The organism is Streptomyces sp. CB02056 (genome assembly GCF_001905545.1).
Classification (GTDB): domain Bacteria; phylum Actinomycetota; class Actinomycetes; order Streptomycetales; family Streptomycetaceae; genus Kitasatospora.
In genome coordinates, this window is the sequence record NZ_LIPD01000003.1 from 878,716 (window position 1) to 890,582 (window position 11,867).

General features: G+C 75.2%; 15 protein-coding genes. 9 read left to right on the top strand and 6 right to left on the bottom strand.

Features of this window, described 5'->3' with window-relative positions; genetic code table 11:
- Positions 1 to 50: 50 nt before the first annotated feature.
- Both AMK13_RS11400 and AMK13_RS11405 read left to right on the top strand, forming a co-directional pair.
- Entirely contained in the window at positions 51 to 539 is a 489-nt protein-coding gene (locus tag AMK13_RS11400; RefSeq protein ID WP_049651067.1) for an LURP-one-related/scramblase family protein, read from the top strand.
- Positions 540 to 675: 136 nt separating this feature from the next.
- Positions 676 to 1,098 (top strand): DUF350 domain-containing protein, encoded by a 423-nt coding sequence (locus tag AMK13_RS11405; protein ID WP_074002038.1) that lies wholly within the window; start codon positions 676 to 678, stop codon positions 1,096 to 1,098.
- 51 nt (positions 1,099 to 1,149) lie between these two features.
- On the opposite strand, the gene AMK13_RS11410 is transcribed toward AMK13_RS11405, so the two are convergent.
- A complete protein-coding gene (locus tag AMK13_RS11410) occupies positions 1,150 to 1,497 on the bottom strand; it encodes a winged helix-turn-helix transcriptional regulator (protein WP_074002039.1) in 348 nt (115 codons plus the stop codon).
- Positions 1,498 to 1,602: 105 nt separating this feature from the next.
- On the opposite strand from AMK13_RS11410, the gene AMK13_RS11415 reads away from it, so the two are divergent.
- Positions 1,603 to 2,520, top strand: coding sequence for an imine reductase family protein (locus AMK13_RS11415; RefSeq protein ID WP_074002040.1), 918 nt, complete (start codon positions 1,603 to 1,605; stop codon positions 2,518 to 2,520).
- Positions 2,521 to 2,543: 23 nt separating this feature from the next.
- Positions 2,544 to 3,113, top strand: a complete 570-nt coding sequence (locus AMK13_RS11420; protein ID WP_079272023.1) for a GNAT family N-acetyltransferase — start codon at positions 2,544 to 2,546, stop codon at positions 3,111 to 3,113.
- Positions 3,114 to 3,165: 52 nt separating this feature from the next.
- On the opposite strand, the gene AMK13_RS11425 is transcribed toward AMK13_RS11420, so the two are convergent.
- Both AMK13_RS11425 and AMK13_RS45845 read right to left on the bottom strand, forming a co-directional pair.
- On the bottom strand, positions 3,166 to 3,570 hold the full coding sequence (locus AMK13_RS11425; protein WP_074002041.1) for a type II toxin-antitoxin system VapC family toxin: 405 nt from the start codon (positions 3,568 to 3,570) through the stop codon (positions 3,166 to 3,168).
- The gene (locus tag AMK13_RS45845; RefSeq protein ID WP_259316692.1) at positions 3,567 to 3,698 is read right to left on the bottom strand and encodes a hypothetical protein; all 132 of its coding nucleotides are present in this window, start codon (positions 3,696 to 3,698) and stop codon (positions 3,567 to 3,569) included. Before AMK13_RS45845 ends, AMK13_RS11425 begins: the two co-directional genes overlap by 4 nt.
- Positions 3,699 to 3,752: 54 nt before the next feature.
- Between AMK13_RS45845 and AMK13_RS11430 the strand changes: the two genes are divergently transcribed.
- From AMK13_RS11430 to AMK13_RS11440, 3 genes are all read left to right on the top strand, one after another.
- Positions 3,753 to 4,112: a hypothetical protein gene (locus AMK13_RS11430; protein ID WP_241852821.1), complete on the top strand. Its 360-nt coding sequence runs from the start codon at positions 3,753 to 3,755 to the stop codon at positions 4,110 to 4,112.
- Positions 4,113 to 4,208: 96 nt separating this feature from the next.
- Positions 4,209 to 5,246, top strand: a complete 1,038-nt coding sequence (locus AMK13_RS11435; protein ID WP_079272052.1) for an NAD(P)/FAD-dependent oxidoreductase — start codon at positions 4,209 to 4,211, stop codon at positions 5,244 to 5,246.
- A 40-nt stretch (positions 5,247 to 5,286) separates the two neighbouring features.
- Positions 5,287 to 6,189 carry a class I SAM-dependent methyltransferase gene (locus AMK13_RS11440; protein ID WP_074002043.1) on the top strand — a complete coding sequence of 301 codons (903 nt, stop codon included), beginning with the start codon at positions 5,287 to 5,289 and terminating at the stop codon, positions 6,187 to 6,189.
- A 70-nt stretch (positions 6,190 to 6,259) separates the two neighbouring features.
- Here the strand turns inward: AMK13_RS11440 and AMK13_RS11445 are convergent, their stop codons facing one another.
- A complete protein-coding gene (locus tag AMK13_RS11445) occupies positions 6,260 to 7,099 on the bottom strand; it encodes an alpha/beta fold hydrolase (protein WP_074002044.1) in 840 nt (279 codons plus the stop codon).
- Positions 7,100 to 7,174: 75 nt separating this feature from the next.
- Here AMK13_RS11445 and cutA point away from each other — a divergent pair, with 75 nt between their 5' ends.
- Positions 7,175 to 7,543: a divalent-cation tolerance protein CutA gene (cutA, locus tag AMK13_RS11450; RefSeq protein ID WP_074002045.1), complete on the top strand. Its 369-nt coding sequence runs from the start codon at positions 7,175 to 7,177 to the stop codon at positions 7,541 to 7,543.
- A 7-nt stretch (positions 7,544 to 7,550) separates the two neighbouring features.
- Here the strand turns inward: cutA and AMK13_RS11455 are convergent, their stop codons facing one another.
- Positions 7,551 to 8,201, bottom strand: coding sequence for a response regulator (locus AMK13_RS11455; RefSeq protein WP_074002046.1), 651 nt, complete (start codon positions 8,199 to 8,201; stop codon positions 7,551 to 7,553).
- Positions 8,165 to 9,505, bottom strand: a complete 1,341-nt coding sequence (locus AMK13_RS11460; protein WP_241852822.1) for a sensor histidine kinase — start codon at positions 9,503 to 9,505, stop codon at positions 8,165 to 8,167. The genes AMK13_RS11455 and AMK13_RS11460 overlap by 37 nt, the downstream gene beginning before the upstream one ends.
- 267 nt (positions 9,506 to 9,772) lie before the next feature.
- Here AMK13_RS11460 and AMK13_RS11465 point away from each other — a divergent pair, with 267 nt between their 5' ends.
- Entirely contained in the window at positions 9,773 to 11,824 is a 2,052-nt protein-coding gene (locus AMK13_RS11465) for a serine hydrolase domain-containing protein (protein WP_074002047.1), read from the top strand.
- Positions 11,825 to 11,867: the final 43 nt, after the last annotated feature.

Genomic DNA, 11,867 nt, shown 5'->3' on the forward strand with positions numbered 1-11,867 from the left:
CCGGGGGTCCGGGGTCGAATGGGGCGGACGTCAACACGAGGAGGTCGCAGGTGCGGTACCTGGTCAGGGAGAAGCTGTTCGCGGTCGGCGACGACTACTGGATCGAGGACGACCGGGGCCGCAAGGCGTACCTGGTGGACGGCAAGGTGCTGCGGCTGCGGGACACCTTCGAGCTGAAGGACGCGCACGGGCGGGTGGTCGCGGTGGTGAAGGAGAAGATGCTCACCGTCCGCGACGCGATGAAGATCGAGGACGCCGACGGCGAGGTGGTCGCCACCGTCCGGGAGAAGCTGTTCACCCCGTTCCGGGACAAGTACCTGGTGGAGCTGGCCTCCGGCGGCGAGCTGAAGATCCACGGCAACCTGATCGACAAGGACTACCGGATCGAGAACCAGCACGGCGACGACCTGGCCCGGATCAGCCGCAAGTGGTTCCGGATCCGCGACACCTACGGGGTGGAGATCGCCGACGGCGCGGACACCGGCCTGCTGCTGGCCGTCGCGGCCTGCGTCGACCACCTGGTGCACGAGGACGACTGACCCGTCCCCGGTTTCCGGATCCCGGTCCGCCCCTCACCCGGGTGGGGTATCTTTTGCCAACCCTTGACCAAGGCGGTCGGGGGCCCTGACCAGCCGGTCGGGGGCTGGCGTGAGCGGACCGGGGGCTGGAACCACGATGAACGACATCCTGCACGGGCTCGGTGCGGCGGCGGCCTACGGCGCCCTCGGCGTGGTGCTGCTGCTCCTCGGCATCGGACTGGTCGACCTGCTGACGCCCGGCAGGCTCGGCCACCAGATCTGGGTCGAGCGCAACCGCAACGCCGCCGTCCTGCTCAGCTCCGCGCTGCTCGGCATCGGCGGCATCGTCTTCACCGCGATCATGTACACCTACGCCGACTTCGCCAAGGGCCTGCTGTCGACGGCCTGTTACGGCCTGCTCGGGCTGGTGCTGATGGCCGTCGCGTTCTGGCTGGTGGACCTGCTGACGCCGGGAAAGCTCGGCGCGATCCTGGTCGAGCCGGAGCCGCACCCGGCGGTGTGGGTGTCCGCCTCCTGCAACATCGCGGTGGCGGCGGTGGTGTCGGCCGCGATCGCGTAGGGCCCTTCCCCGGGCCGCGCCACGTCGGGTACGGCGCACCGGGGGGCGGCGCTACGCCGGGTGCGGCGCCCCGCCCAGGAGGTGCTCCCGGCCCCAGGCGCCCAGCGGCCCCAGCGCCGTGTTGAGGCGGTGCCCCGCCTCGGTCAGCGCGTACTCGACCCGCGGCGGCACCTCCTCGTACGCCTCCCGGTGCACGATGCCGTGCGCCTCCATCTCGCGCAGGTGCGCGGCCAGGACCTTCTCGGTGATCCCCGGCAGCAGCCGGCGCAGCTCGCCGAAGCGGCAGCGCGGGCGCTCGCCCAGGGCCCAGAGGATCGACACCTTCCACTTGCCGCCGATCACGTCCATCGCGGCGTCCGTCCCGCAGATGTACGCCCCCGGCCTCGGCACGGTCGCCATGCCCACCCCTTCCGAACCTCCGACCTGGATACTGACCCCAGGGTAACCACCCACTCCGAAGTGCGTACTTGATCGTTTCCGGGGGCAGCGCGGAGGCTGACTGCCATGGCAACCAACCCCGTTGAGAACGCGTCCGAGACCACGCCCGCCCTGAACACCCCGTCCACCCCGCTCACCCTGCTCGGCCTCGGCGCGATGGGTACCGCGCTGGCCGGGGCCTGGCTCGCCGCCGGGCACCCGCTGACCGTCTGGAACCGCACCGCCGCCCGCGCCGAGGGGCTCGCCGCCCGCGGTGCCGCCGTCGCCGCCACCGCCGCGGAGGCGGTCGCCGCGAACCGGCTGGTCGTCGTCTGCCTGCTCGACGACGCCTCCGTGCCGGCGGCGCTGGACGGCGTCGACCTGACCGGCAAGGACCTGGTCAACCTGGTCACCAGCACCCCCGCGCAGGCCCGCGCCCGCGCCGCCTGGGCCGAGGAGCGAGGCGCCCGCTACCTGGACGGCGGGATCATGGCCGTCCCGCCGATGATCGGTGTCCCGGCGGCCGGGGCGTACGTGTTCTACAGCGGCTCGTCCGAGCTGTTCGAGGAGCACGGGGTCACGCTCGCCGTCCCGGCCGGCATCCGGTACGTGGGCGCGGACGCCGGGTACGCGGCGCTGCACGACGTGGCGCTGCTCAGCGGGATGTACGGGATGTTCGCCGGGATCGCGCACGCCTTCGCGCTGGTCCGCGGCGAGGACGTGGCACCGGGCGAGCTGGCGCCGCTGCTGGGCGGCTGGCTCGCCGCGATGTCCGGCTCGGTGGCCAGGACCGCGGAGCAGCTGGAGAGCGGCGACTACACCCAGGGCGTGGTGTCCAACCTGGCGATGCAGGTGGCCGGCCGGCAGACGCTGCTGGGCACCGCCGAGGAGCAGGGGGTGAGCGCCGAACTGCTGGAGCCGTACTTCCGGTTGATGGAGCGCAGGCTGGAGATCGGCGGTGGCGAGGAGGACCTGACCGGGGTCGTCGACCTGCTGCGACGGTGAGGCCCGGCCGGTAACGTACCGGCATGGCAGACCTCGAAGAACGCGCCACCGTCGTCGCGTCCCACTCACGGCAGGCCGGAGCGGGGGTGCTGGTCCGACCGCGCCGCGCCGACGACCTCGCCGACTGCGTCCGGGTGCTCGGCGACGTCCACGCGGCCGACGGCTATCCCGCCGACTGGCCCGACCGCCCCGCCGCTTGGCTGACCCCGGACGGCCAGCTCGCCGCCTGGATCGCCGAGTCGGACGGCCGGCTCGCCGGACACGTCGGCCTCGCCCGCAGCACCCCGGACGACCTCGCCCCCGCCCTGTGGGGCCACCGCACCGGCGGCCGCCCGGAGCTCACCAGCGTGATCGGCCGCCTCTACGTCGCCCCCACGGCGCGCGGCCACCTCATCGGCGCACGGTTGCTGGCCTGCGCCGTGGCGCACGCGCGGGCGCTCGGCCTGCACCCCGTGCTCGACGTCCTCGCCACCGACACCGCCGCCGTGGCCCTCTACCGCCGCCTCGGCTGGACCCACCTCGGCAGCGGCGACCAGCGGTGGGCCTCCGGCCGCACCGTCACCGTCCACTGCTTCGCCGCCCCGAGGGGATGAGCCCCGGCCCGCCCGGCCACCACGGCCGGGCGGGGTGGCCCGGTCGGAGCGGCTATACCGCGATGACCTCGATCCCCTGCTCCAGGCCGATGAAGTCGTCCGCGTTCCGGGTGTAGAGCGGTAGGCCGTGGGCGGCGGCGGTGGCAGCGATCATCAGGTCCATGAGGCGAGGGCGGGGGTCGCGCTTGGCCTGGATCGTGAGTGCGATCAGTGTTCCGAATCGCCGGGCGGCCTCACGGTCAAACGGGAGGGCGGTGAACTCCGCCTCCACGTCGGCCAGCCGTTGGGCCCTGGCCAGCATCTGCACCGGGTCCTTGGCCATGGCGACACCCTGGGAGAGCTCGGCCAGCACCACCGAGGGCACGGCGACCTCGAACGGCAGGAGTTCCGGATCGATCTGCGGCAGATCGATCACCACACAGGTGTCGAGCAGGCCGCACTGGCGTCGTTCGCTCACGCGCGCTCCCACGGGTCGCCGCCGCCCTCGACCCGGTCCTCGTCGCCGTAGAAGGTGTCGGCCTCGGCCCGCAGCTGTGCGGCGTCGACGGCGGGTGCGCTCCGCCACTTGCGCTGGAGCTCTTCCACGGGGGCTCCTCCGGGCTCTGGCTCGCCCTGGAGCGTTGGGGACTGGACGGCACGATGCTGCTGGCGCTGCTCGGGGTGTTCCTGCTCTGGGGGCTGGTCCGTCCGTGGGGGCAGGTCTTCCCGCGCTGGACCCTGCCGCTGCGCGGCCGCCGGGTGCCGCGCTGGCTGCCGCTCACCCCGGCCCTGCTGGGTGCGGCCACGCTGGCGCCGTACGGGGTGGTCGGGGTCGGCTACCTGGGGCTGTGCACCGCCGGGGTGACGCGGATCAGGCTGGGCGAGTTCGCCGGTGAGCAGAGCGCGCTGGAGGTCGCCTGGGTGGGGATGTGCGGGTTCGCCGGGTACGGGGTCGCGCTGGCGGTGGCCGCCCGGTCGTACTGGCGGCGGACGGGGGCGCGGGCCGCCGAGGTGGGCTGAGGGCGGGGTCGGCTCGGGGCCGGGGTTTGCTGAGGCGGCAACATTGCTTGCCGATCCGGTGGGGTGGGCCGCAGCCTGGCGGTGGAGGTGAGCGCCATGGGCGAGACGACCGGGACGACCAGGACAGCCGGGGTGACCGGGAGCAGGGAGAGCGAGCGCTACGACGTGGTGGTGGTCGGCGCCGGAGCGGCGGGGCTGAACGCCGCGCTGGTGCTGGGCCGGGCCCGGCGCCGGGTCGCGGTGGTGGACGCCGGCGAGCCGCGCAACGCGCCCGCCGCCCACATGCACGGCTACCTGAGCCGGGACGGCATGCCCCCGGCGGCGCTGCTCGCGGTCGGGCGGGAGGAGGTCGCCCGGTACGGGGCGGACCTGATCGACGCCCGGGTCGAGCACATCGAGCCCGCCGGTGCCGGTGCCGATGCCGGTGCCGGTCCGGCCGGGTCCGCGGCGCCGGGCTTCGTGGTCCACCTGGCCGGCGGGCCGGTGCTGCACGCGCGCCGGGTGGTCGTCGCCACCGGGCTGCGGGACGGCCTGCCGGAGCTGCCCGGCCTGGTCGAGCGGTGGGGCCAGGATGTGCTGAACTGCCCGTACTGCCACGGCTGGGAGGTCCGCGACCGCCCGCTCGGCGTGCTCGGCACCGGCCCCGGGGCGGTCAACCAGGCGCTGCTGCTGCGGCAGTGGTCGGCGGACGTGGTGCTGCTCGCGCACACCCTCGCACTGACCGACGACGAGCGGGAACGGCTCGCCGCCCGGGACGTCCGGGTGGTCGAGGGCCGGATCGTCCGCCTGGTCTCCGACGACGGGCGGCTGCGCGGCGTCGAGCTCGCCAACGGGCAGGTGGTGCCGCGCGAGGCGGTGTTCGTCTTCCCGCAGCCGGTGCCCCGGGACGCGCTGCTCTTCGGCCTCGACTGCGCCCGGGACGACAACGGCTGGGTCACCACCGACCGGACCGGCCGCACCAGCCTCCCCGGCGTCTGGGCGGTCGGCAACGTCGCCGACCCGCGCGCCCAGGTGGTCACCGCCGCCGGGATGGGCGCGGCGGCCGCCTTCGCGCTCGACCACGACCTCGCGGCGGAGGAGGTCGAGCGGGCCGTCGTGCGGTACCGCGCGTCCGGTGCCGCCGTGCCCGCCTGAGCGGGGAAGCTTTCGTCAACCCACGATCGGAGAAACCCTGATGTCAGCGCACCAGCACGACCACTCCCACTCCCACGGCCCGTCCCACGGGCACTCCCACGGGCACGTCCCCGCCGCCGACTTCGACTGGGACGCGCTCGCCGCGCACCTGGAGCTGGAGGGCGACCTGCGGGCCGGCGCCGTCACCGAGGCCGGGCGGTGGCTGCTCGGCCTGCACGGCGAGGGCGCGGTTCGGCGGGTCCTCGACGTCGGCAGCGGGCCCGGGGTGATCGCCGGACTGCTGGCGGAGGTCTTCCCCGCGGCCGAGGTGGTGGCCGTCGACCAGTCGGCCGCCCTGCTGGAGCGTGCCCGGGTCCGCTCCGGTGGTCGGCTCGGCACCCGACAGGCCGACCTGCCCGCCGAGTTCGACAAGCTCGGCGAGGCCGACCTGATCTGGTCCGGCAACGCCATCCACCACCTCGGCGACCAGCAGGCCGCGCTCACCTCGCTCGCCGGGGCGCTGCGGCCCGGCGGCCTGCTCGCCGTCGCCGAACGCGGCCTGCCCGCGCGCTACCTGCCGCGCGACTTCGGCCTCGGCCGGCCCGGCCTCCAGGCCCGGATGGACGCCGCCCACGAGGACGGCTTCACCACCATGCGGGCCGAACTGCCGGACAGCACCGAGGAGATCGAGGACTGGCCGGCCATGCTCGGGCGGGCCGGGCTGACCCCGACCGGCACCCGCACCTTCCTGGTCGACCACCCCGCCCCGCTCGCCGGCCCGGTCCGCGCTTACCTGCACGTCCAGCTGACCCGGCTGCGCGACCGGCTCGCCGAACAGCTCGACACCGAGGACCGGGCCACCCTGGACGCCCTGCTCGACGAGGACGCCCCCACCGGGATCCTGCACCGCCCGGACGCCTTCTACCTCTCCGCGATGACCGTCCACACGGCCCGCCGGGACTGACCCGGCGGCCCCTGCGGGGCCTCACGGGTTGGCGGATGCGGGTGTGGGACCGTCCGTGCGGCGCGTCGCTTCAGGGTGTGAGGAAAGCGGCCACCGTACGGCTGAAGGCGGCCGGGTCGTCGAGCCACGGGTAGTGGCCGGCGGCGGGCTGGACGGCGGTACGGGCGTGGCGGAACAGCGCGGCCGTGGCGCGGACCGCCCCGGGCCTCGGGTCGGGGTCGTACTCGCCGGCCAACAGGAGTGCTGGGGAGGCGAGTTCGGCCACGGCGGCGCGGACGTCGGCGGGTTGGAAGCCGCCGCCGTGGTAGGCCGCGGCGGCCTCCGGGTGGCTCTGGGCGGTGCGGTCGGCCTCGTGGGCGCGGGCGGCGGCGTCCCAGGTGCCGTGGAAGAGCGGTGCCACGGCGTCGGGGTCGGCGGCGCCGCCGGCGAAGGCGGTGCGGACGGCGGCCCGGGCGGCCGGGTACCACTCCTCCTCGGCGAGGCCGCGGGCCTCGGCCGCCTCGCGGTAGTCGTCCTCGGAGGAGGTGCTGCCGAAGATCCGGAGGCTGGGCGTGACCAGCACCAGCCGACCGGTGCGTTCCGGGTGCCGCAGCGCGTGCAGGGTGGCGAGCGAGCAGCCGGCGGAGTGGGCGAGGAGGTCCACCCGGTCGAGCCCGAGGTGGGTCCGGAAGGCCTCGACGTCCGCCACCTGCCGGTCGACCCGGTGGTCCGCCGGGTCGGCCGGGCGCTCCGAGCGGCCCGTGCCGCGCAGGTCGAGGACGTGCAGGGCGCGGTGCGCGGAGAGGCCGCCGAGGTCGCCGAGGTACGCGGCGTCGCGCATCGGGCCGCCGGCGAGGACGAGCAGCGGCTCGCCCCGGCCGAGCACGCGGTAGCCGAGCCGGGTGCCGTCGGGGCCGGTGAAGGTGGTCATCGGCCGATCGTGGCAACCGCCGTCCGGCCGGGGCAACGGGAATTCGGCCGACCCGTCCCGGGGTACCGTCGGCGCATGACAGCGAGTGAGCGGCGCTTCGTCGTGGTGACCACGACCCACGAGAGCGAGGAGCGGGCCCGGGCCCTGGCGTCCGCCGTGGTGCGGGAGCGGCTGGCGGCCTGCGCCCAGGTGTACCCCGTACGGTCGGTGTACTGGTGGGACGGCGAGGTGCAGGATGCCGAGGAGTGGCGGATCGACCTCAAGACCAGGGCCGAACTCGTGGACCGGCTGGGCGCGTTCGTGGCCGGGCGGCACTCCTACGAGACGCCCGAGCTGGTCGCCGTACCGGTGACGGGCGGCAGCCGGGGCTACCTCGACTGGGTGGCCGCGGAGACCACGCCCGAGGGAACCACGCCAGAGGAAACCCAGGGCGCCGAGGACTGAGGACGGCTCAGGGCGCGACCTGGAGGAAGGCGAGCACGGCCAGCACCCGCCGGTGGTCCTCCTCCGAGGGCGGCAGGTCGAGCTTGAGGAAGATGTTGGCGGTGTGCTTCTTCACCGCCCGCTCGGTGATCACCATCCGTTCGGCGATCGCCGCGTTGGAGCGCCCCTCCGCCATCAGGCCCAGCACCTCGCGCTCACGCGGCGTCAGGCGGTCCAGCGGCTTGTTGCGTTCGTTGCTGCCGACCAGCATGGCGATCACCTGCGGGTCGAGCGCGGTGCCGCCGGCCGCCACCCGCCGGACCGTCTCCACGAACTCGTCGGGGTCGAAGACCCGGTCCTTCAGCAGGTAGCCGATCGCGCCGGTGCCGTCGGCGAGCAGCTCCTTGGCGTAGAGCTGCTCGACGTACTGGGAGAGCACCAGCACCGGCAGCCCGGGGATCCGCCGGCGCGCCTCCAGGGCGGCCTGGAGGCCCTCGTCGGTGAACGTCGGGGGCAGCCGCACGTCGACGACGGCCACGTCCGGGCGTTCGGTGAGCAGGGCCTCCAGGAGGGCCGGTCCGGTGTCCACCGCGGCCACGACCTCGAAGTCGTAGGCCTCCAGCATCCGGACCAGTCCGTCCCTCAGGAGGAAGAGGTCCTCGGCGAGGACAACTCGCACGGCAGCTCCATCGTCAGGGTCGTGGGGCCGCCGAGCGGGCTGCGGACGGCCAGGACGCCGTCGAAGGTAGCAAGCCGCCGTTCCAGGCCGCGCAGCCCGGTGCCGCGCGAGGGGTCGGCGCCGCCGGTGCCGTCGTCGGTGACCTGGGCCTTCAGGGTGCCGTCCTGGTACCAGAGTTGGACGTCGACCCGGCTCGCGCCCGCGTGCTTGGCGGCGTTCGTCAGGGCCTCGGAGACGGCGAAGTAGACGGCGGACTCGACCGGTGCCTCGGCGCGGCCGGGCAGGTCGGCGGTGACCGTGACGTTCAGCGGGCTGTCCATGCCCAGGGCTCGTACGGCGTCGGCCAGTCCGCGGTCGGCGAGGACCGGCGGGTGGATGCCGCGGACCAGGTCGCGCAGCTCGTTGAGGGCGGTGGCGGAGGCCTGGCGGGTCTCGGCGAGCAGCTGCTTCGCGGCCTGCGGGTCCCGTTCGACCAGCCGCTCGGCGACGCCCAGGTTCATCCCCATGGCCACCAGCCGGGCCTGCGCGCCGTCGTGCAGGTCCCGTTCGATCCGGCGCAGTTCGGCGGCCTGGGCGGTGAGCGCGTCGCGCCGGGTCTCGGTCAGGTGGACGACCTTGCGCTGGGCGGCCAGCGCCTCGGCGCGGGCGGTCGGGCCGAGCAGGGCCCCGGCCAGCGCGGTGTGGCCGCGCAGCGCGCCGGGGGCGATCGCCGGACCGGCCAGGAGGGTCGGGACGGCGAGCAGGACGGCGATCCGGGCGCTGCCCGGGTCCGTCACGTGCACCCACCAGTACCAGGTGTTGCCGTCGGCCGAGGCGATCGGCTCCCAGAGCCAGGGCTGCAGCAGGCCGAAGAGGCCGAAGGCGACCAGGGCCGGCGGGAACAGCGCCACGGTGAAGCCGATCACCGGGTCGACCAGCAGCCAGAGCAGGTCCCGCCAGGTGGCCGGGTCGCCGAGCAGGGCCCGGCAGCGCTGCCAGGCGCCCTTGAGGCCCGGCTCGGCCGGCGGCAGCGGCCGGTACGGCTCGCGGACCGCGACGCCGGACCAGCGGGCGGCCAGCGTGCGGCGGCGGCCGGCCAGGGCCCGGACGGCGAGGACGGTCGCCGGCACCAGCAGGACGCCGAGGCCCACGCCCAGCAGGACGGCGGTGACCGTGGCGGCGACGAGCAGCAGCAGCTGCGGCACCGCGAACCCGGCCAGTGCCGTCGCGCGCAGCAGGTCCCGTACGGCCCGGCGCGCCCGGTCGAGCGGCGTGCCCGCGCTCACCCCGGCGGCCTCGGCGCCGTCCCCGACTTCCTTGCCCACGCTGCCCGTTGTCACTGTCCGTCCCCCTCCGTACCGGCCTCGCGGCCGCCGTCCCGACCCTGCGGACCACCAGACTGCCCTACCCCGCCGCCCTGTTCACGGGGCCTCGGCCCCCTCTCGGCGGTACCTGGGTACACCCTCCGATCGACGCCCAGGGGCCCTGCCCCGGCCCACCGCTCCCGGCCTAGCGTTCGAGGTGTCCGGAAGCGGCCCGTCAGCGGAGCGCCGGACCCCCGCCAACCACCGCAATGATCACGGGAGTTCGCCATGTCCGAGCGATTCGCCGCCGGCCGTCCGCTGGTCCGTCTGGTCCTGGTGCTGGCCGCCCTCGGCCTCTTCCTCCACGGCCTCACCCCGGCCCACGCCGCCGGGCGCGCGTCCGGAACAGGTGCGCCGACGGCCGGAAGCGGCGCGCCGACGACGCGAACAGGCGTGCCGACGGCCGCCACCGGTGCGCCGCCCTCCCCGGCCGACCCCGTCCAGGTGAGAGCCCTGTTCGACGAGCTGCTTCCCCGGCTGCTCGCCGAGCACCGCATCCCCGGCGCCGCCGTGACCGTGGTGGCCGGCGGGCGGGAGGTCTTCTCGGGCGGCTACGGCGTCGCCGACACCCGGACGAACCGGCCCGTCGACCCGGCGCGGACCGCCTTCTTCATGGGCTCCGACGCCAAGGTGTTCACCGCCGTCGCCGTCCTCCAGCAGGTCGCGGCGGGGAAGCTGGACCTGGGCACCGACGTCAACCGCTACCTGACCGCCTTCAAGGTCAGGGACGGCTACCCGGGCCGCCCGGTCACCGTCGAGAACCTGCTCACCCACACCGCGGGCTTCGACGACAGCTTCATGGGCCTCGCCCAGGCCGGGCCCGAGCGGGTCGAGGGCCTCGGCGCCTCGCTCGCCGCCCACCAGCCGGACCGGGTCCGCGCCCCCGGCACCGCCGCCGCGTACGACAACTACGGTGTGGCGCTGGCCGGTTACCTGGTCGAGACGGTCTCCGGGCAGCCCTTCGACCAGTACGTCTCCCAGCACGTCCTCCAGCCCCTCGGGATGGACCGCACCACCTTCAGCCAGCCCCACCCCGCCGCGATCGACGCCGACCTCGCCCGCGGCCACCGCCCCGAGGGCGACGGCCAGACCGGGACCGCGGGCCTCTACGGCCCCTGGACGCCCACCGGCGCCGCCGCCGTCACCACCGCCGACGACATGGCGAAGCTGCTGCTGGCCCTGCTCCCGCAGGGCGGCCCGGACGCCCGGCGGATCCTCGACCCGGCGACGGCCGAGCGGCTGCTCGCCCGCCACTACGGCCCCGACCCGCGTCTGCCCGGCCTGGCCTACCTGCTGGAGCAGCGCACCCACGGCAGTGAGCAGCTGCTGGTCAAGGACGGCGACGTGCCCGGCTTCCACAGCAACCTCGCCCTGCTGCCCCAGCGCGGCCTCGGCCTCTACGTGACCCTCAACGGCGACGGCACCGACGCCAGCGGCGGCTGGGCCACCCAGCAGGTGCTCACCGCCTTCCTGGACCGCTTCCTGCCCGCGCCCCCGGCCGCCGCGACCGCGCCGCTCACCGGCGACCTGGACGCCTACACCGGCGACTACCGCTCCACCCGCACCAGCCACGCCGACCTCACCCGGGCCGCCGCCCTGATGGCCTCCCTTCACGTCACCGCCGAGCACGGCCGGCTCACCGTCACCGGCCCCGTCACCCGGGACCCGGAGGCGGCCGAGACGCACTGGGAGCAGCTCGAACCCGGTCTGTTCCAGCAGGTCGGCGGCACCGCGCGGATCGCCTTCCAGCGGGCCGCCGACGGCACCCTCACGCTGCTCACCGACGCCGACCCGACCATCGCCTACCAGCGGCTCGCCTGGTACCAGGCACCCGGCCCGCACCAGGCGGTCGCCGTCGGCAGCCTCGCCGTCCTCGCCCTCACCCTGCTCGGCTGGCCGGTGGCGGCGGCGGTCCGCCTGGCCCGCCGCCGGGGCCGGGCCGACCGGCCGGCCGTACGGCTGCTCGGCTGGACCACCGGGGCGCTGCTGCTCGCCGCCACCGGCTGCTTCGCCCTGCTGACGGCGGACGCCAACGCGCTCAACCAGACGCTGTTCCTGGGCGATTCGCCGCTGCTGACGGTGGTCCCGGCCCTGGTCGTGACGGCCCTGGTGCTCTCCCCGGTGATGGCGCTCTGCACGGTGCTGGCCTGGCGCGGGCGCTGGTGGAACCTGTTCGGGCGGCTGCACTACACGGGGCTGACGCTGGCGGTGCTGCTCTTCCTGGTCCTCGCGGGGGCGTACGACCTCACCGGGACGGGCGCGCTGGACCTGCTCGGCTGAGGGCGGCGCGTCGGCAGGACGGTACGGCGGTACGAGAACGGCG

Excerpts from the sequence above, each read along its gene's own strand:
- AMK13_RS11405 (WP_074002038.1), top strand. The coding sequence starts at position 676 with ATGAACGACATCCTGCACGGGCTCGGTGCGGCGGCGGCCTACGGCGCC.
- AMK13_RS11410 (WP_074002039.1), bottom strand. The coding sequence starts at position 1,497 with ATGGCGACCGTGCCGAGGCCGGGGGCGTACATCTGCGGGACGGACGCC.
- AMK13_RS11415 (WP_074002040.1), top strand. The coding sequence starts at position 1,603 with ATGGCAACCAACCCCGTTGAGAACGCGTCCGAGACCACGCCCGCCCTG.
- AMK13_RS11420 (WP_079272023.1), top strand. The coding sequence starts at position 2,544 with ATGGCAGACCTCGAAGAACGCGCCACCGTCGTCGCGTCCCACTCACGG.
- AMK13_RS11430 (WP_241852821.1), top strand. The coding sequence starts at position 3,753 with ATGCTGCTGGCGCTGCTCGGGGTGTTCCTGCTCTGGGGGCTGGTCCGT.
- AMK13_RS11435 (WP_079272052.1), top strand. The coding sequence starts at position 4,209 with ATGGGCGAGACGACCGGGACGACCAGGACAGCCGGGGTGACCGGGAGC.
- AMK13_RS11440 (WP_074002043.1), top strand. The coding sequence starts at position 5,287 with ATGTCAGCGCACCAGCACGACCACTCCCACTCCCACGGCCCGTCCCAC.
- AMK13_RS11445 (WP_074002044.1), bottom strand. The coding sequence starts at position 7,099 with ATGACCACCTTCACCGGCCCCGACGGCACCCGGCTCGGCTACCGCGTG.
- cutA (WP_074002045.1), top strand. The coding sequence starts at position 7,175 with ATGACAGCGAGTGAGCGGCGCTTCGTCGTGGTGACCACGACCCACGAG.
- AMK13_RS11465 (WP_074002047.1), top strand. The coding sequence starts at position 9,773 with ATGTCCGAGCGATTCGCCGCCGGCCGTCCGCTGGTCCGTCTGGTCCTG.